Consider the following 17,944-nt stretch of genomic DNA (forward strand, 5'->3'; position numbering starts at 1 on the left):
GTGGGACACGCTATTCCTCGCGGTCGGCGCGGCCGTCTTCGTGCTCTACGCAGCTCTGTTTGCCGCCGCGTACCTGCGCGGCAGACGCCAAAGCCGCAGTACCAGGAGGTGACTGTGCGGGTGTCAGCGCGCTAGCACCCAAGTCCGAGCAGCCGGGTAGCGGCCGCGACCGGGGCCGCCGAACCGAGGGCCGCGTCGGCCACGTCGTCTGGCGACAAGCAGCACCGTGGTGTCTCCGTCGCGAATCAAATCGGGAATGTGGTGGCCGCGTCGTCGAGGGACGCTAGGTCGCAACCTGGACAGCTCCCTCGGACCTGTCGACGAGCTCCCGCATCCTCCGCTGAGCGGGCGACGGTCGTGTGATCCGCGCACCTGAGCAGGCCGACGGCACGCGCCGCCGTGACCACAATCCAGCGTGTCCTCGCCCAAGCCGAACAACACCTCGCGGCCGGCGGCGGCCTCGGCGTGGACGACCCCGCCCGAACCCCACAGCTGGTTCCAGCAAGTCGCCGACCTGAGTCCCCAGCACGCCGCCCCGCGTATCCGTACGGCGTGGCCGCACCAGGTCGGGCTGATCCCGCCGCAGGCCCGGTGGTTCCAGGACCGGGCCGAAACACACCGGCTGGCCGCGGTGCTGGCCCAGGGCGGGACTGCGGTGGTCGGATCCGCCGGACCGGTCTCGGCGGGCCGGGTTCTGTCCGGGATGGGCGGGGTCGGCAAGACCCAGCTCGCCGCCCACTACGCGCGCACCGCCTGGCGGTCCGGCAACCTGGACGAGGCTTTCACCCCGGGCGAGACCGGCCGGGCGCTGGGCGGCAGGTCCTCCGGCGCGGTCGGCGACGCCTGCGACAAGCTCACCGCCGGAGGCCACGCCGCACTCGTCCGCGACAAGCCCCGCCGGCTCCGCGCCGCGCGTCCCGCCAACGCGGCGGACGTGCGGCGAGGTCGGGGCTATCGCCCGGGAGTGTCGTGACGTTCGACGCAAGAGCGCTGCGATGGCGAGGAACCTTTGAGTTTGCTTGACAGCTGCCGTGCCCTGCGCGGCTTTGTCGAAGGTGGCGCCCGCGCGGCCTCGGGGTGCCGATGCCACGAGCGCGGAGCGGTCGCGAGGCACGCGCACGGCAAGCCCCCCGGGCTGAACGGCCCGGGGCGGCTTGATGCGGAGGTTGCGTGGCTGTCCTTGGCGCGTAGTGGCCGAGTTCAATCGTTGCCGTCAGTGGCGGCTCAGACTGCGGCGCTGCCGCCCGGCTTCCGCCGACGCGCCACGGCAAAGGCGCCACCAGCGGACAACAGCAAGCCGACGGCGGCTACGGCGATCCACGGCGTGGTGGAGGATCCGCCGGTCTCCGCAAGATGGGCGGTGTCTGCTGTCCTGCCGTCCGGGTCCGCCGAGGGAGCGGACACGGCTGCTGGTGTTGTCGTGACGGCCCCTGATGGCTGCCCAGCGGCCGGCGCCGATGAGTTCGGCGTGCTTGGGGGCGGTGTGCTTGGGGCGGCGGGAGACGGCTTTCCGGTCGGAGTGGGGTCGGGCTTCTGGCCCGGGATCGAGACCTCCACGCTCTGCGTCGGCTGCACCGGAACGTTCGAAGCAGACAGCGAGACGGTTATCCGGCCGTGGTCTCCCGGTTTGCCCCCCTGCACCGGGACGACAAGCCCGCGCAGTATCGGACCGCCTCCGGCCACATCGCCGATGTCGCACCTGATCTTGGTCCCGGCAGGGTGGCAGACCTGCTCGTGGACCTTCGCGAACTCGAAGCGGGCGAACGAAGCGACGTCGCTGTAATCGACCTCAAGCACCACGCCGTGCGCCGACGGGGAGTAAGGCCAGTACAACCCAAGCTCCACAGGCTCGGGAGCAAGCTGCAACTTCACCTGTCCCGGGCTCGGGCGAACGATCAGGGTCTGCGCCTCGTCAGCGCCGGCGGAGCCGGCACCTACCGCTGTAAAGAGCCCGGCCGCGCCAAGGGCTGCAGCCCATGCCGCTGACCGCTTGCGATTGAGCACAGACATGCAAAGCCTCACACGAAAATCGGGGGACGTGAGGCGTGAGCATATCGACAGGGCCAACAACGATTGGCGGGCTGGACCGTGATCTGACGAAACCTCAGGGGGTCCCCAACTGGGGCTGGATGGTGCCCACCCACCGATGTGCTGGGAGGCGATGCGGCTCGTACGGTCTCGACACCCCGGTCCGGGATTTAGGGCGGATCAGTGCGCGGCATTTACAGGTCCTAACAGAACGTCGTTTGCGAGCGTGACCTCGACGTGCTGGCGTCGTTGAACGGTGTGGGCGCAAAGGGGAGTTGCTTCCGTCGATCGTCTCGGACGAGTTGCGGGGGTGGGTCGAGCCGCTGCTGCCGGTCCCGGTGCTGAGGAAGGTGCCGGGCAGGCCGCTTGTGCCCGACCGGCAGGCGTTGTGCGGGATCTTGTTCGCGCTGCACACCGGGATCCAGTGGGAGTAGTTGCCCAGGAGCTCGGGTTCGGGTCCGGAATGACTTGCTGGCGGCGCCTTTGGGCGTGGAACGACGCCGGCGTGTGGGACGGGCTGCGCGCGGTCTTGCTGGAGAAGCTCCACGGTGCCGGCAAGCTGGACTGGTCGCGAGCGGTGATCGACTCCGGCTACGTCCGGGCCGCCCGCAGAGGCCCAAAAGTGGACCCCGGTCTCCCCCAAGAACTTCATGACCGTTCCGCCGTTCTTGGCGGGCGCGTCGGCCTTCCGGGCGCGCTGGCCCGCCATAACCTCCGATATCACGGGTCAGGGCTCTGCCCCGGATACCGGATCCCGGAGCGCCGCTCCGGGACCAGAGCAGCGCACTCGGGGGGCGGCATGGCCAGCCGGACGGCAACCACGAAGCACACCGCGGCGGACGACCCGGCCGCACAGGCGAAGGCCGACCAGGACGCGGCGGCGGCCGCCGACCGCGCCGCCCGCCACGCCGCACTCGGCACCGCGCTCGGCACGGCGCTCGGCAAGAAGATCGGCACCGCCCTCGTCATCGCCGTCGTGGTGGTTGGCGTGGTGAAGGTCGGCCGGCTCCGGCTCCACTCCCTGGTGGTCCGGACCGCGCTGCACGGGTCGGCGGAGGAGAGCAAGCGGGCGTTCCGGTTCCTCGGCATGGAGAAGAGCTCCCGCAAGACCGTGGTCGAGACCGCCGGCCGCGCGGTCGACGCCGTCGCTGCGGCGGCGGCCAAGGTGGGGGCCGGCACGTGACCACCGCACCGCACGCGGCTCCGGGAAGCGCACTCGCCGTCCCCGACCACCGCGACGACACCGCCGCGGCGCCGGCGTTCGCGCTGCCCGGCTGGTCCGGGCTGGACACCGCCGCCCGGCTCGCCCTGCTGGACACCGCGGCCGCCGACTACGTCGCCGCGCACACCCCGCCCAACACGGCGCGCGGCTACGCCGACGACTGGCGCGTGTGGCAGGAGTACACGACGTTCCTCGGCATCCCCGAACTCACCGGCACACCGGGCGCGATGGTCGCCTTCGTCGCCTGGCTCGACCAGGCCAAGCGCGCCGCCGTCTCCACCATGAACCGCCGCGTCACCGGCGCCACGGTCACCCTGCGTCACCGCGGCGCCGCCGTCGACCCGCGCGCCGGCGCGATGGCGCGCGACGCCATCAAGGCCGTCGCACGGCGGCTGTCCCAGACCGGCGAGCGGCGCGGCCGCGGCCAGGCCCCACCGCTCGCGGTCACCCAACTGCGCCGCATCAGCCAGGCGTTGCCCGGCAACACCCTCGCCGGGCTGCGGGACCGCGCCCTGCTGCTGGTCGGCTTCCCGGTCGCCGCGCGCCGCCGCGAGACCGCCTCCCTGCGGGTCGGCGACGTCGTGCACCAGGTGCTTGACGACGAGGACGGCGCCCGGGAGCGGCTGCTCGTCCACCTGCGGTGGGTCAAGACCGGCGCCCGCACCGCCTCGGCGCCGTACGGCACCCACCCACTCACCTGCCCAGTGCGGGCCTGGCGCGCCTGGATCGAGGCCGCCGGCATCGCCGACGACACCGGCGGCCCGGCCTTCCGGCCCATCGACCGGCACGGCAACCTCGATCCGTCCCGCGGCCTGTCCCCCGAGGCCGTCGGCGAGATCCTCAAACGCATCGCGAAGAACGCCGGCGTCGAGAAGATCACCGGGCACTCGATCAGGGCCGGGCTCGCCACCGCGGCCCGCCGCGCCGGACACGACGCGAAGTCCATCGCGGACCAAGGGGGCTGGTCGCCGACCTCGACGGCGCTGTACGGGTACATGCGCATCGTCGACGAGTGGGCCGACAACGCCGCCCTCGGGCTGGGGCTGTAGCCCCGTAGGCCATGTATCGGGCCGAAGGGGCGGTGGGGCGCCGAGGACTTTGGCACGATAGGCCAGCGTCCACCGATGCCGCGGGGTGCGTGACGGCGATGCTCTGTCCGGCGAGAGACGCGGGGCCCGACCGGCCCGACGTCACCTCCGCCGACGTCCCCTGTCCCAGCCTGCAGCCCACCCCTGTCGCGTGTGCTCTGGACGCGCAGCACGACGTGCCGCATCTGCGGCTGGTCGTCGAGCGGGTGGGCATGCGGTGGCCCGTCTGTCGCGCGGCCGTGGCCGCGAAGTGGTTCAAGGTCTTCCGAGGGGCGACGTCGATCGAGGTCGAGTCGCTCGTGCGGGGGCAGTTCGTGGAGACCCATCGCTTCACCGGCGCACTCTGCTCGGGCAACTTCGAGATCCTCGCGTACGGCGACGGCCGGCTGCACCACGTCCACCTGATGAAGACCCCGACCGCGCCGTACCGCACGCCGCGCCCCGACGCTCTGGCCGGCGCCTTCGCGGCCGAGCTCAGGTCCTCGCCCGTCGCCGTCGTGCTCGCAAGCTTCCGTCGGTTCCTCGACGTCTGCCGGTCCCGGCTGGCCCGGCGCCTGTGGCACACGCTTGTCCTGCGGGTGCGCCGGGCCGTGCAGCGAGCCATCCGTGTACGCGGCGCGGGTACGCGGCACCACCTCTCTCACACCCCGCCTCGCGCTGGCCGTCCCACCGGCGCAGCGACCCGACACGCGCCGCCTGCCCGGGCCTTGGCGCGGCACGTGGTGGTGGTGACGACCGGCTCTGCCCCGTCCGCCTACGAATTCGCAGCGTAGGAACGGCTTTCCGGCTGCCGCGTCCGGTCCGCGGCTGGAGTCCGTCATGCCTCGCTACGCCATCACGCTGTCTGTGTTCGTCGCTGTCCTCGGGCTCACGGTCGCGGTCCTGGTCGCCCTGCTCGCGGCCAGGTTCGTCGCCGGGTTCCTAGGGATGCCCCGCCGGGACCGGATCAAGTGGGCCGCGACGGCGGTGTGGGTGCCGAAAACTCGTCCGCGCAGGTGAGAACCCTGTAGGGGCTGCTACCGGACGGTGCCACCGGTCCGCGTCAGGGGCGGGATCACCGCTGCGGCAGCATGATCACCCGTGCTTCTCCGCGTGGCCTACCCCGCCGTCACGAACGCGTTCGCCGCCCTGCGGCTGCTCCCGATGAGCGACCGCGCCAAGGACGCCGAAATCCTCGCGCTCCGGCATCAGTTGACCGTCCTCGAACGACAGCTCGGGAACACGCGTCCGCCGTTCACCGCCGCGGACCGGGCCTGGCTCGCCGCCCTGCTCCACCCGCTCCCGCGCGCGGCGCTACGCAGCATGCGGCTGACCGTCCGACCGGACACCGTCCTGCGGTGGCACCGCGACCTGATGCGCCGCCGCCACGCGGCCGCATCCCGCCCGAAACGCCCCGGACGCCCGCCCACCGTCCGCTCCATCCGGCTCCCGGTACTGCGGCTCGCGCGCGAGAATCCGTCGTGGGGCTACCGCCGCATCCACGGCGAACTCGCCCTGCTCGGCGTCCGCGTCGCCGCGTCCACCGTCTGGGAGATCCTCCGGACCGAGGGCGTCGATCCCGCACCCGGACGCGGCGCCACCACCTGGACCGACTTCCTGCGCTCCCAGGCCGACGCCATCCTCGCCTGCGACTTCATCGAGACCGTCACCCTGACCGGGCAGCGCCAGTACATCCTCGCCGTCATCGAACACGCCACCCGCCGCGTCCGCATCCTCGGCGCCACACCGCGCCCCGCCGCAGCCTGGGTCACCCAGGCCGCCCGCAGCCTGATCATGGATTTGGAAGACGCCGGCGCCACCGTCAAGTTCCTGATCCGTGACCGGGACGGCAAGTTCCCGGTGCTCTTCGACGAGGTCCTATCGACGCCGACATCCGCGCCGTTCTCACCGCGGTGCGCACCCCGCGGATGAACGCGCTCATGGAACGCTGGGTCCGCACCTGCCGCCGTGAATTCCTCGACCACACGCCCATCTGAAACCAACGCCACCTGCTCCACGCGCTACGCGAGTTCGAACAGCACTACAACAACCACCGCCCGCACCGAACACTCCTGCAGGCCGCGCCGCTGCGCGCGCTGCCCGAACCGATCACCGAACCCGACCGGATCGCGCACCTCGACATACGCCGACACGACCGGCTCGGCGGAACCCTCCACGAATACCGACATGCCGCGTGACCTGCATGGACGTATTTGTCGGCACCTACAGGGTCACGCCCGAACCGTTCGCCGCCGCCTTTGGTCACGTCAGGAAATGGGTGAGATCGTGTCTCGACGGCAGAGCCAACTTGGCGGCCGCAGCCTCGAGATGAGCCTCGGCCGTGGGCACCGAGACGAACAGCCCGTCCGCGGTTTGCTGTTCGGACGCTCCTTCGGCGAAGAGCGCAGCCGCCTGCGCCTCCTGTGCGGTGAGGGTGCTGTACCCATCGACTTCGGCTCCCCTGGCATCGGTCACGTCGAGCCTGCGTTCGGCCCGGCGCGCCCACGGTTCGGCGCCGACCCGCCGAAAGAGCCGGCACGCCGCGGTGAGATGCCGGTCGGCGTCCGCGCGCCTCTGGTCGCGGAGGAACCGTTCACCGACGACGAGGTGGGTCCGCGCCAGGCTGTACGGGTCCGCGATCTGCGCCTGGAGGTGCAGCGCCACGGCAAAGTGGTCGTGCGCCAAACGGCCGTCCTCGGCAAGCAGGCCCCGGCATCGCGCGAGTGTGGCGCGTGAGGTCGGCGGCGAGCCGGGGTCGACCAGCGCTGCCAGCGCGTCGACGGCCCGAGCGGCGTCCTTGCGGCGGTTGGCCCCCAGCAACGCTTCCACGAGGTCGCCGTGCCAGGGAATCACCGCTGCGGTACGCAGACCGGATTCGTCGACGCGTCGGCCGATGGACTCCAACTCTGCGGCGGCTAACGCGTTTTGGCCGTGGGCCAACGCTGACTGCGCGACTCCCAAGCGGTTGAACGCGGCGACGATGTGGAAGCCGCCCGGTTCCAGAAGGGACTCGGCTCGCGCCGCGTACTCCTTGCAGCGCCGCCAACTTCCCCGGGCGGCTTCGATGCGGGTCAGTGTGGCGAGCGCATAGCCGGTGATCGCCGACTGCCCCAGTGCGTCGGCGAGCGCCGCCGACCGTGCCGCGCTCGCGTACGCCGCCCGCCACCGGCCCTGCCGCAAGCGCAACTCCGCGATGCCGCTGGCCAGGACGGCCAACTGCTCCAACGCGCCGACGGCGGTGATCCGGTCCAGGGCGTGCGCCGCCAGGCGATCCGCGGCGGTGTACTCGTCGAGGAAGGTGAGCACCAGGCAGGCATAGCCGAACACCTCCGGGCCCTGCGCGAGCGGGTCCGCGGCGAGCAACGCCTCGTTTCCCGCACGAAGGAGGTCCGAGGCTGCCGCGGTACGCCCTGAGGCCAGCAGGGCGTACGCGTACATCACCGTCGTCGCGGGAGTCCCCGAGCCCGTCGCCGCGCAGGCGAGCTTGTGGCCCTCCTCCGCCATGGCGACGGCCTGGGAGATCTGACCGCCCATGCCCGCCGCCGAGGTCGCGGTGGCGAGAAGCTCGGCGGCCGCGCGCGGGGCCTCGGAACGGAGGGCGGCGGCCGTCCGGGCCAACTCGGCCACCACATCGCGCGGTGCCGACCGAATCTGCCGGATCTGATGCTGTGCATGCTGGATCTCGCCGATCCGTTGGGGATCGCGGGTGAGGTCGAGCGCCTGCGAAAGCAGTGACAGCGCTTCGTCGGGAAGACCGGCGAGCCTGGCGCCGACCGCAGCCTGCAGGAGCCGCCTCGCCCGGTCCTCCGGACGCGGCGTCAGCTCGGCGGCCCGGTGATACGCATGCCGGATGGCATCGAGGGCCCCGCGTCGGCGTGCCCGCTCGGCCACGGCATCCAGGGCAACGGCCACCCGCTCGTCGGGCCCGAACGCGGCCTCCGCCATGTGCCACGCCTGATGATCCGGGTCCGTGCCGACTTCCGCGACGGAACGAGCAAGCAGCTTATGGGCGTTGCGTCTCTCCGCAGGGGCGAACGCGTGGTAGGCGGCTGAGCGGATCAAGGGATGCACGAAGTCCACGGTGCGGTCGGACAGGGTGATGAGGCCCGCGGTTTCGGCAACTTCAAGGCCGACCCGGGCGGCCGGCCCCACAGCGGCGGCGATCTCGGCAATGTCCCCGGTATAGCTGGCGGCGCAGATCAGCAGAGCCCGGCGGGTGCCTTCGGGCAGCGGCGCCAGACGCTTCCGATAGACGCCGTCCAGCATCTCGGGCAGAGCCAGCGGAGAACTCTCCCCGTGTGTCGCATCCGTCGGCGTTTCGGACCGGCAAAGCTCCCTCAGGGCAAGCGGGTTGCCGCCTGTCCAACGCAGCAGCCTTTCCAGTGACGGAGCGTTCGAGGAACGGCCGCCGCGGACTCGGTCGACTAGATCCTTCGCAGGGCCCGGCGACAGCCCCGTCAGCGACACGTGCGGATATCCGCTCAGGTCCATGGCGCAGGACTCGTTCGACCGCACGCCGACCAGCAGTGCGACCCCCTCGGCCCCCATCCTGCGCGCGGCGAAGGAGAGCGCGGCCGCCGATGCCTCGTCCATCCACTGGGCGTCGTCCACGACCGCCACAACCGGTGCCGCCGCGGCGAGCAGGCCCAACGTGCCCAGACCGATGGCGATTTGCCGAGGCGCCGCCTCGTCCGCGTCCGGGTCGCGCAAGGCGAGAGCAACCTGTAGCGCGCGCATCTGCGGCCCCGGGAGGCCGGGGACGAGGTGGACGATGGGCTGGAGGAGCGCACTGAGCGCCGAGAAGGCCAACTCGGCTTCGTTCTCCGCGCAGCGCACCGCGAGCCGCGCCACACCCGCGGACGGCCGCAGGGAAGCCAGGAGAGCGGACTTCCCGATGCCAGGCTCGCCCTTGACGACAAGAACGCCGCTGCGACCGGCCTCTGCGCCGTCCACCAGGTCCTGGAGCAGCCGGATCTCGGCGTCGCGCTCCAGCAGCTGGCAGGCCGGCCGATCCCGGTGCGGGCCTGAACCGGACGCGGCAACCGGTGTCCGGCCGGACACCGCGAGGGCGGATGCGGCCACCACGCTCAGGACGCCCTGCGCCGCCTCCCGCTGCCGCATCTGCCGCGGGAAGCCGGCACGAGAGGCGTCGCGCACGGATTCCTCGAACTCCCGGACCGCGTTCCAGCGCGCAAGCCATGTTCCGGGATCTTCCCCAAGCTGCACGACGATCGCCGACATGAGCGCGCGCGACGGCAGTTTCGTCCCCGCGAAGACCTCCGAAACGGTGCTGCTGCGGTAGTTGAGCCGCTCGGCCAGGGCGGCCCGTGTCAAGCCCCGGCCGGCCAGCAGTGCGGTCAGGGCGCGCGCCAACTCCTGCCGAGGACTGTCCCCTTCGATCTCCTTGGGCGGCCTGCCCCGACGCCGAGACTCCGCATTCCGCCCGCCGACCTCACCCGAATCTTCTCCCATCGCCCATCCCCCGTGTCAGCCACGCATCGACGCCGCTTCGGGCGCCCAATTATCCGAGAAATATTCGATGTTGCGCGTGCGTCCACGCGGACAAATCGCAGCCCGCCGACCATGGAGGGACCGACTCGACAGCCGAGTCGCGTGCCGTGAAGGCATCCGCACTCGACAGCAAGGGGGGAACGCATTGGGGACCCGACGTCTGGCCCACCGGTCCTTCCGGGGGGCCGTGGCCGCAGTGCTGCTCCTGGCCGTGACCGGGATGACCGGATGCGGCGGTTCGGGCGGAGGTGGGCACGTCACACCATGGACCGTCCCGATCGACGGCTCTCGGCCGACCGACCCGGTACTGGGCGACGGCGCCGTCTACGTCGCCTACGAACTCGACGGGCATCAGGGGCGCGTCATCGCCATGGAGGCCGACAGCGGCAAAGTACGCTGGAGTGCGTCGGTGCCCGGCGTCGGATCGGGAACGAAGCCGGTGCTCGCCGGCCGGACCCTCGTGGTGAACAACACCGACGCTGTGTACGCGCTGAACACCGCTACGGGCGAGGTCCGCTGGAAGTACGAGGCCGGGGTCTACGGGGGCATCGGTCAACCGGGTGTGATCGGCCAGACCGTGGTGTTCGGCACGGCGCCCGGCGGACTCCAAGCCGTGGACCTGGCGACCGGCAAGGACAAAGGAACGTTCGGAAAAGGCGATTCCTACGACTTCCCGCCGATCGGGCACGACGGCCTGATCATCGCCGTCGGCGCCGAATCCACCGGCGTCGTGGCGTTCGACGCCACATCGTTCCAGGAACGCTGGCGGAGCAAGGTCGACAGCGAACCTCAACTGCCGCCGTCCGTGATGCAGGACGTCCTGTACGTGAACACGGGCAGCAGCGGGGTGTACGCCCTCGATGCCCGCACCGGATCCGAGAAGTGGCACGCCAAGCTTCACGCCGAGAGCAAGGAGCAACCCCTGGTCGGCAACGGCAGCGTGTTCATCGGCGGCGGCCAATCCGACAAGCTGTACGCCCTGGACACGGTGTCGGGCATGGTCCGGTGGAAGGTAGACGTGACCGGCTTTGCCCACGACGCGGCGGAGATCATCGCGGCCGGCGCCGGCGACACGGTCTATGCCGGCAACGGATCGCGAACACTGCTCGTCATCGACCCGGACCACGGCACGGTGAAGGGGAGGATCGCCCTTTCCGGCGAACCGGTCTCGGGGCTCGCCGCGGCCGGCAACGCCGTCTACGTGGTCCTGCGCCCGCCGACAGGCACCTTCCAACTCACCGCCATCGACGGCCACGCACCCGCCACCAGCCAACACCCGACGAACGGCGCCGGTTAGTCGAAAACGGGGACATCGTCCTGGGCATTCGCCAGGTCTGATGATCCGCGTGTGAATGCAACGGCCTTGTCGAATTCGGGGCGGCGGGTGGCGCGGGTGGAGATCTTCTCGGAGAAGATCCGGACAACACCGACCCCTGCGAGGGAGTCGAGCTGGGTGCCGAGTGACTGGCGGGCGGCGGAGGCGTGGGCGTAGTCGATGCGAACGTGCCCGACCGGCTCTGCGCCGGCGCGGGGGCGGGGTGGACATCGGGCAGGCGTGCGCTTCGGCGCGCTGGTACGGCTCGGGGTTCACGTCGGGAAGCGGTCATGGGTCGGGGCAAACGCAGGTGCCGTTTGCGCCGGCCCATGAAACGGCGAATGCCTGCACCGAGCCTCGAGCTTGACGGTGCTTCACATGCGACACCTATGAAACACGGTGTCCGGTTACCAAATCGGTCGCCATACCGGTTGAGGCGCGCGATCTCTGCATCACCTAGTCGACCAACACATGTATTTTGCTCCGGAATTCACGACCTTCGACGGGGGAAATAGCTTGATGGCGCAACGAATTGGTGCATGCGGAGCTGCGGTTCTCGCGATGGCGCTGGTCGGGTGCGGGGGCGGCGGGTCCGACACGGCCAACACTCCGTCGGGCGCGCAAAGCAGCCCTGCATCGGCCGACGCGGCCGGGCAGAGGGTGCCCGACTTCACCGCAGCACAAGTCCCCGGTGCCGCCGCACAACCAGCCTGGGGACGTAGCGGAACAGCCGCAGTCCAAGACGTTGCCCAACTGGACAACACTTTTGCAGTGGCCGTGGAAGAGCCGGGCAACCCGGGCCAGTCCTTGACCTTCTTCGAGTCCGCCACGGGCAAGGTGCTCGGCTCGGTGCCGTTGTCGGACCATGCGAACGTGTTCCGAGGCTATTGGCATGACCACCCGGCAATCGTCACCGCGGAACATACCGGCCCCCAGGAGACAGCGAAGTTCACCGCGTACGACGCCCAGGCGCGCAAGATCGGCGAGGTGGCCGGCCAGCTCGACCCGGCCGCCAAAGGCCCGCTGGGATACACCAACGGCTACCTGATCACCCCGTCCGGCCTAGCGGGCGCACTCAACCCGGCAATCTGCGGCCCAGGCAGGGCCATCGGCCGCTGCACGGACGTGGCCGTGGTGCTCGGCGACGCTGTCGCCGTCGAGGACGCGGGCAACGGGCCGCGCGGCTACGACCTGGCAACAGGCACGCCCCGCTGGACGGTCAACGACCTTCAGAAGCCCGCAGGCGCGTCCAGCTTGGCCCCGCTGGTATTCGCGTACGGGCGCAATCTGGTGGGTCCCCTGCCCGCCGACCTCCAGGGGAAACTGCTCGTGCATTGGGCGAATGGCCCGATGATGTCGGTGTACGACCCGCTCACGGGTGCCCACATCCGCGACCTGCCCGCAGGAGAGTCCAGCGGCATACTGCTCCTTGGCCCTGACGGAAACACCGCGGTCGAACTGAGTCCCGACACCTCCGGCTCCCTCACGCTGGACGCCTACTCCGGCGCTGTACCCAATGCCTTGGACTTGGACAAGGGTCCGCGTTCCTGGACGCGATACACCACTGAACGCGGTGTGCAACAGCCCGTCGTGGGCCTGCGATTCGTCTACGGTATGAACCGCGCGCCCATCGCGATCGACCTCACCACCGGAAAGGACGCCGCGATCGGCTCGACCCCCGTTCGCGCGGTCTCGCGGGACGGGCATGTCCTGGTGACCGGTGCCCCCGCGGACGCGACCACGTGGTGGGTCTTCGATCCCGCGTGACGTGTCGCGCAGACGTGGACGGCGGCGCGGCGAGCCGGAGCAGCTCGTCCCCGTGCTCGGCGATCATGTCCAGGTCGGCGCGGCGGCTCAGCAGCGGCCCGGCCTTGGGGAACCGGCCGACGCAGTCGGCCTTCGGACCCATCCGGTGCAGCGTGATCCCTGTAGTGGTCGTAAACGGGGATGCCAGTTTGACCTGGTCGTTGTGGTCGCTTTGACCGTGCGGTTCGCGACCGAGAACCGGACCTGGGACGTCGTGCGGATCCAGGGCGAACTACGGCGTCTGGGCCCCCGCGTCGCCGCGTCCACGATCCGCCGGATCCTGCGGGCCCGCCAGATTCCACCGCCCGGCCGGCGCGACGACACCTGGCGCACATTCCTGCGGGCACGGCCGAATCACTCCTCGCCGTCGACTTCTTCCACGTCGATACCGTGACGCTCAAGCGGCTGTACGCCGCGTTCGTCACCGAACCGGGCACCCGGTAGGTGCCGAGAAGTCCATCCGAGCGGGTGAGAGGCGCTGTGAGGTCGCTGCCGGCCGACGCCTCCGTTGGAATTCACCGGGGGACGCGAGCGGGGCCGTCGTCAGGGAGCCGCGTGCCGGGTGGGGGCGCGGGTGAAGAGCCCTACTAGTGCGCGCGTCGTAGCCGGCCTCCCTGGGACGCACCACCGTAAACCCGGCATGGGGCGAATGGAATTCTCCGGACCAACCTGGGCGGCACCGCAACATCGGCCCGTGTTCCGAGGAAGCGTGGCTTGATGCGGCGCGTCTGAGCGCTGTCCGGGTGGACTGTTTGCCGGAGACCAGCGCACGATCTCTGGCACGCTTGACTTGTTGACGGTTGGGGCGTGGGGGGCCTGTGCAGCAGCTGCATCCGCAAGATCCGCGCAGTATCGGGCCGTTCCGGATCGTCGGGCGGCTGGGCGCCGGCGGGATGGGCCGTGTCTATCTCGGCCGCGGTCCGTCGGGGCGGGCGGTGGCCGTCAAGACCATCCGCGCGGATGTACTGGCAGACGACGGCGACGGCAGGCTCCGGGCCCGGTTCGCGCGCGAGGTGCAAGCCGCCCGCGAGGTGGATCCGCGGTTCACCGCGCCGGTGGTGGACGCCGATCCCGACGCGCATGAACCGTGGCTGGCGACCGCGTACGTCCCTGGCCTGTCCCTGAGTGAGGCGGTCACCGCCTTCGGGCCGCTTCCCGAACGCACGCTGCTGCATCTCGCCGGCGGGCTGGCGGTCGCGCTCGCCGACATCCACGCCGCCGGACTGGTGCACCGTGATATCAAGCCCGCCAACGTGATGCTCGCCGCCGACGGCCCGCGCGTCATCGACTTCGGCATCGCCGCCCTCGCCGGAGCCACCTCCCTGACCGGCTCCAGCCAGACCGTCGGCACCGTGGCGTTCATGGCACCCGAGCAGTTCCGCACCCCCGACGTCACCGCCGCCGCCGACGTCTTCTCCTACGCCTGCGTCCTCGCCTACGCCGCCACCGGACGGGCGCCCTTCGGATCCGGCCCGTGGACGGTCGTGTTCACCAACATCATCGAAGGCAGAGCCGACCTGACCGACGTCCCCGACGCCTACACCGACCTCCTGCGCGACTGCCTCAGCCAGGAACCCGGCGACCGCCCCACCCCGCACCAGGTCCTCGAACGCCTCCCCGACGCCGCCACTGCGGTCCGCACCGGACTCGCGACCGGATGGCTCCCCAACCCGGTCACCCACGCCCTGCTGAGCGCCGCCACCACCGCCCTCGACGCCGAACCCGAGCCCGCTGGTCTCTTGGAGTCGCCCACCCGACCGGCACCCGAGCCCATAACACCCGTCGGAGCCGGGTTCTCCGACCGGCCTAAAGCGCCACCCCCAGTGCCACCAGTCGATCTTGTGTCCACCGACGCCAGCGGTGGCGGACCCCGCGGGGATGAGAGAGCCGGCGACCGCGCGAAGGACCCCGACACCGCCGCCGGCATCCACGACGCGGCAACGGAGCGCGACCGGGGCGCCGGACCGCCGGTGGGCCGGCCCCAACCGCCCACCGCCACCGCGCCGCGTACGCCGCCCCGGTGGACCGCGGACGACGATCCGTGGGGAGCCCTGGACGACTTCGACCGGCCGGAGGACCAGCCGTCTCGGCCCACCCGGCGTTGGGTGCTGTGGGCGGGCCTAGCCGCCGCCGTCGGTGGCGGCAGCGTGGCGGCCGCGCTGCTTCGCGACGGCGACAACACCCCTGCTGCATCTTCGCCGCCCGTAGGGCCGGTCTGGCGTGCTGCCCCGGGGAGCCCTGTCGAATTCGGGAGCCCGGCGGTGTTGAACGGGACGGTGTACGTGGGCAACCTCCAGAGCACCCTTTACGCACTGGACGCCGCCACCGGCGCGACCAAGTGGACTTTCACTGCCCGGTACTTCATCGAGCTCCCGCCGGCTGCCGTCGGCGACACGGTGTACGTCGGCAGCAAGGACAAGAGTGTGTACGCGCTGGACGCGGCCACAGGCACGGAGAAGTGGTCGTACGCGGCCGACCGCCCGATCAACGGCTCGCCGGCAGTGGCAGACGGGGCGGTGTACGTCAACAGCGAGAACTCCACACTGCACGCGCTGGACGCCACGACGGGACGGCACCGATGGTCGTTCCGGCCCGCAGAACAACAAGCGGATCCACGCCTTGGGCAGAGAACGTGGGGGGAGGGGGCGAACAGCTACTCGCCCTCCGCGGCGGCCGGGGTCGTATACACGCCGGCCTTCGCGTTCACCGACCTTAGGGTCGGGCCAGCGGGAGACGGAGTCCTGCTGGCCTTGGACGCCGCGACGGGGAAAGTGAAGTGGACGTTCAACGCGCACGGCACACTCGCCGTCCGCACGCCGGTGGTCGACGGTGTGGTCTACGCAACCGACCGAGAGCACCTGCATGCTTTGGACGCCGCGACCGGGGCGGAGAGGTGGACCATCGCCAACGCCGCCTATGACGGGGGCACGGCGTGGGTCCCCAACGCGGTCGGCGGCGTGGTGTACGTCCCCGGCAAAGGCGGAGTCCACGCTCTGGACGCGGCTACCGGGGCCTCGCGCTGGTTCTCCGAGATCGATGACCTCCTCGTCACGGCGCCTGCAGTCGTCGACGGCTCGGTGTACGTCAGTGCTCGCAAGAATCTCTATGCCTTGGATGCCGCAACCGGCAAGAAGAAGTGGTCCTTTGCCACGCCCATGCCCCAGCCCGCGGCGGCGGGCGGCTCGGTGTACGTACCGAGTGGCCTGGCGGTATACGCCATCGACGCGGCCACTGGGCAGGGCCCCTCGACCAAGTCTCCCAAGCCCACCGCCGCAACGTAAACGGGCCGGAGACCAGGCTAGCCGGGATCCTCTAGGGGGCCGGGCACGTCACGACATGCCGTACGGACGCATGCCCCGGTTCGGCTCTGCGGCCTGGCGCAGTGCGGTCAACATGCACAGGCCTGGCCCAGCAAATTCCGCCAAAGTCAGTCGAGTTGGCATAGCAAGCACCGGACCGCGACCGGCACGCCCAGAAGACGCCGCACCGCCGCAGCGTGAGCGCAGGCACGAAGCACGAGGAGTCCTGGCACGTCCGTCCGGTGCGGGTGGGCGGACTTGCTTTGACGGTCCGCCTACGGAAGCCCGTGCCTGCCGAGCTCCGCGCGCCTGCACGAAAAGGCTCTCCTCCACGGCGCGGTGGCGGACGGCGCGCGTAGAAGGAGCTGGCGGCGGCCGCCGATTTCGCCGCACCCGGGCAACACGCCGGAACGGCAGGGTAACCGGCATTACCCTGCCGTCTCGTAAACAAGTGGACCAGAGCCCCTTCTCTCTCGTCTGCACGGCTGCCCGGTCTCAGCTAAGTCCGGGCAGTCTCAACGATCTTCGGGCAGATGGGCGGGTGTCTCAGTCATGTCCGGGCACTTGATGGGGCCGAGCATCTGGCACAGTTGCTTCGACAGCTGGTTCCCCACGCCGCCCCTCATCACGGTGCCGGGGAGAAGTCGACCCGAACGGACACCACCGCACCAGTCGAGTCGATGTCCGCTGTCACCGGGAAGTAGCCGTCGCCCCAACTGGTCATGGCGCAGAGCGCACGGGCGTCGCCCAAGTCCACGGTCCCGGATTCCAGTTCCGAAGCGCGGATTTGGCGCATGACCTGCCAGTGGTGGGCGTGCGGTCGGAAGTCCACGGCCAGGCGGCGGCCTGTTTCTTCCTTCCAGCGCAGCAGCGTTCGGGCCTTCTCGATTGCTTCGGGAAGCGCGAGGCCGCTCCAGCCGCGGATGCCGTCCTCGCCTGGCTCGCCGAGTTCCGGGGCGCCAAAGCGGGAGGCTGCCTCATCGGCCGCAGCGCCCCAGAACGCGACGTCCGCCAGGCCGTCCACCGGCTCATCGTGTTGCCAGGCGTTGAGCGCGTCGGTGTCGCCGAAGAGCACGCGAGCCCAGTCCACTCGGATCTCCCCGAGCAGGCGCGACGACTCCACCGGCACGTCGGCTATTTGGACCGAGATCTGAGACCAACGCTCGCCGATCCCGGGGCCGAAATCCGCCCGGGACGCGAATACCGGTAGGTCGCGGTCGCGCGGGATGCCGCCGATCGCGATGACCGGGATCCCGAACATGAAGAAGCCCCCGCTGCCAGCGGCCGCAATTCGGCGGACTCGCTGGGCATGCGCTTCGCGGTCAGCAAGCGGTTCCAACCACGCGTTGAGCCTGGCGGCTCGGCAGTGCTCGTCGAAAGCCGCCCGCATCCCGTCAGCGCCGGACGCCGGAATGTCATAGATCATGAGGCCCGGTTGGCGGTCGAAGGACCGGGCCGCCTCCTCGGCGTCGAGGCCGAGAACGGCGAAGTCGACCGCGTTCGCGACGTCGCTGATCAGCGATGGGTCGTCGATGCCGAGGATCTCAGGGTCGATCTCCGCCGGCGAGCGTTCGCCGCTCCAGACACCCAGGTGACCACCGTCGACCACCACAAGATTGCCGGACGGGCAGCGGATGTCGCCGAGCTTGAAGATCTCTTCCATGGCGCGCGAGTCTACGTTCGGCAGCCGCGTCGG

General features: G+C 70.6%; 12 protein-coding genes and 1 pseudogene. 10 read left to right on the forward strand and 3 right to left on the reverse strand.

All coding sequences use genetic code 11. The features are described 5' to 3' along the window. Window positions 1-415: 415 nt before the first annotated feature. Window positions 416-973, forward strand: a complete 558-nt coding sequence (locus QI554_RS30900; RefSeq protein WP_281474572.1) for a hypothetical protein — start codon at window positions 416-418, stop codon at window positions 971-973. Window positions 974-1,224: 251 nt separating this feature from the next. Here QI554_RS30900 and QI554_RS30905 read toward each other — a convergent pair whose 3' ends face one another. Next, complete coding sequence (locus tag QI554_RS30905; protein WP_281474575.1) at window positions 1,225-2,010, reverse strand: LAETG motif-containing sortase-dependent surface protein; 786 nt, start codon at window positions 2,008-2,010, stop codon at window positions 1,225-1,227. 293 nt (window positions 2,011-2,303) lie between these two features. Here QI554_RS30905 and QI554_RS43630 point away from each other — a divergent pair, with 293 nt between their 5' ends. The 6 genes and pseudogenes from QI554_RS43630 (at window position 2,304) to QI554_RS30935 (ending at window position 6,515) form a co-directional block, all read left to right on the forward strand. Continuing rightward, window positions 2,304-2,462, forward strand: coding sequence for a transposase (locus tag QI554_RS43630; protein ID WP_425528086.1), 159 nt, complete (start codon window positions 2,304-2,306; stop codon window positions 2,460-2,462). A 365-nt stretch (window positions 2,463-2,827) separates the two neighbouring features. Then, complete coding sequence (locus QI554_RS30915) at window positions 2,828-3,211, forward strand: hypothetical protein (protein ID WP_281474617.1); 384 nt, start codon at window positions 2,828-2,830, stop codon at window positions 3,209-3,211. Continuing rightward, entirely contained in the window at window positions 3,208-4,299 is a 1,092-nt protein-coding gene (locus tag QI554_RS30920; protein WP_281474576.1) for a site-specific integrase, read from the forward strand. Before QI554_RS30915 ends, QI554_RS30920 begins: the two co-directional genes overlap by 4 nt. Before the next feature lie 98 nt (window positions 4,300-4,397). Continuing rightward, a complete protein-coding gene (locus QI554_RS30925; RefSeq protein ID WP_281474577.1) occupies window positions 4,398-5,111 on the forward strand; it encodes a hypothetical protein in 714 nt (237 codons plus the stop codon). Between the two features lie 46 nt (window positions 5,112-5,157). Beyond that, the gene (locus tag QI554_RS30930) at window positions 5,158-5,337 is read left to right on the forward strand and encodes a hypothetical protein (protein WP_281474578.1); all 180 of its coding nucleotides are present in this window, start codon (window positions 5,158-5,160) and stop codon (window positions 5,335-5,337) included. Between the two features lie 81 nt (window positions 5,338-5,418). Continuing rightward, a pseudogene (locus QI554_RS30935) lies at window positions 5,419-6,515 on the forward strand (integrase core domain-containing protein). 64 nt (window positions 6,516-6,579) lie between these two features. Here QI554_RS30935 and QI554_RS30940 read toward each other — a convergent pair. Then, window positions 6,580-9,690, reverse strand: coding sequence for an AAA family ATPase (locus tag QI554_RS30940; RefSeq protein ID WP_281474579.1), 3,111 nt, complete (start codon window positions 9,688-9,690; stop codon window positions 6,580-6,582). A 166-nt stretch (window positions 9,691-9,856) separates the two neighbouring features. On the opposite strand from QI554_RS30940, the gene QI554_RS30945 reads away from it, so the two are divergent. From QI554_RS30945 to QI554_RS30955, 3 genes are all read left to right on the forward strand, one after another. Beyond that, complete coding sequence (locus QI554_RS30945; protein WP_281474580.1) at window positions 9,857-11,125, forward strand: outer membrane protein assembly factor BamB family protein; 1,269 nt, start codon at window positions 9,857-9,859, stop codon at window positions 11,123-11,125. Between the two features lie 789 nt (window positions 11,126-11,914). Beyond that, on the forward strand, window positions 11,915-12,910 hold the full coding sequence (locus QI554_RS30950; protein ID WP_281474582.1) for a PQQ-binding-like beta-propeller repeat protein: 996 nt from the start codon (window positions 11,915-11,917) through the stop codon (window positions 12,908-12,910). An 857-nt stretch (window positions 12,911-13,767) separates the two neighbouring features. Next, window positions 13,768-16,230, forward strand: a complete 2,463-nt coding sequence (locus tag QI554_RS30955) for an outer membrane protein assembly factor BamB family protein (protein WP_281474583.1) — start codon at window positions 13,768-13,770, stop codon at window positions 16,228-16,230. A 643-nt stretch (window positions 16,231-16,873) separates the two neighbouring features. Here QI554_RS30955 and QI554_RS30960 read toward each other — a convergent pair. Beyond that, window positions 16,874-17,911: a hypothetical protein gene (locus QI554_RS30960; RefSeq protein ID WP_281474584.1), complete on the reverse strand. Its 1,038-nt coding sequence runs from the start codon at window positions 17,909-17,911 to the stop codon at window positions 16,874-16,876. Between the last annotated feature and the right edge of the window lie 33 nt (window positions 17,912-17,944).

The organism is Yinghuangia seranimata (genome assembly GCF_029953285.1).
GTDB classification, from domain to species: domain Bacteria; phylum Actinomycetota; class Actinomycetes; order Streptomycetales; family Streptomycetaceae; genus Yinghuangia; species Yinghuangia seranimata.

What these genes read in the sequence shown, in the direction of transcription:
- QI554_RS30945 (WP_281474580.1), top strand. Translation starts at nt 9,857, where the DNA reads ATGTTGCGCGTGCGTCCACGCGGACAAATCGCAGCCCGCCGACCATGG.
- QI554_RS30930 (WP_281474578.1), top strand. Translation starts at nt 5,158, where the DNA reads ATGCCTCGCTACGCCATCACGCTGTCTGTGTTCGTCGCTGTCCTCGGG.
- QI554_RS30915 (WP_281474617.1), top strand. Translation starts at nt 2,828, where the DNA reads ATGGCCAGCCGGACGGCAACCACGAAGCACACCGCGGCGGACGACCCG.
- QI554_RS30925 (WP_281474577.1), top strand. Translation starts at nt 4,398, where the DNA reads ATGCTCTGTCCGGCGAGAGACGCGGGGCCCGACCGGCCCGACGTCACC.
- QI554_RS30905 (WP_281474575.1), bottom strand. Translation starts at nt 2,010, where the DNA reads ATGTCTGTGCTCAATCGCAAGCGGTCAGCGGCATGGGCTGCAGCCCTT.
- QI554_RS30960 (WP_281474584.1), bottom strand. Translation starts at nt 17,911, where the DNA reads ATGGAAGAGATCTTCAAGCTCGGCGACATCCGCTGCCCGTCCGGCAAT.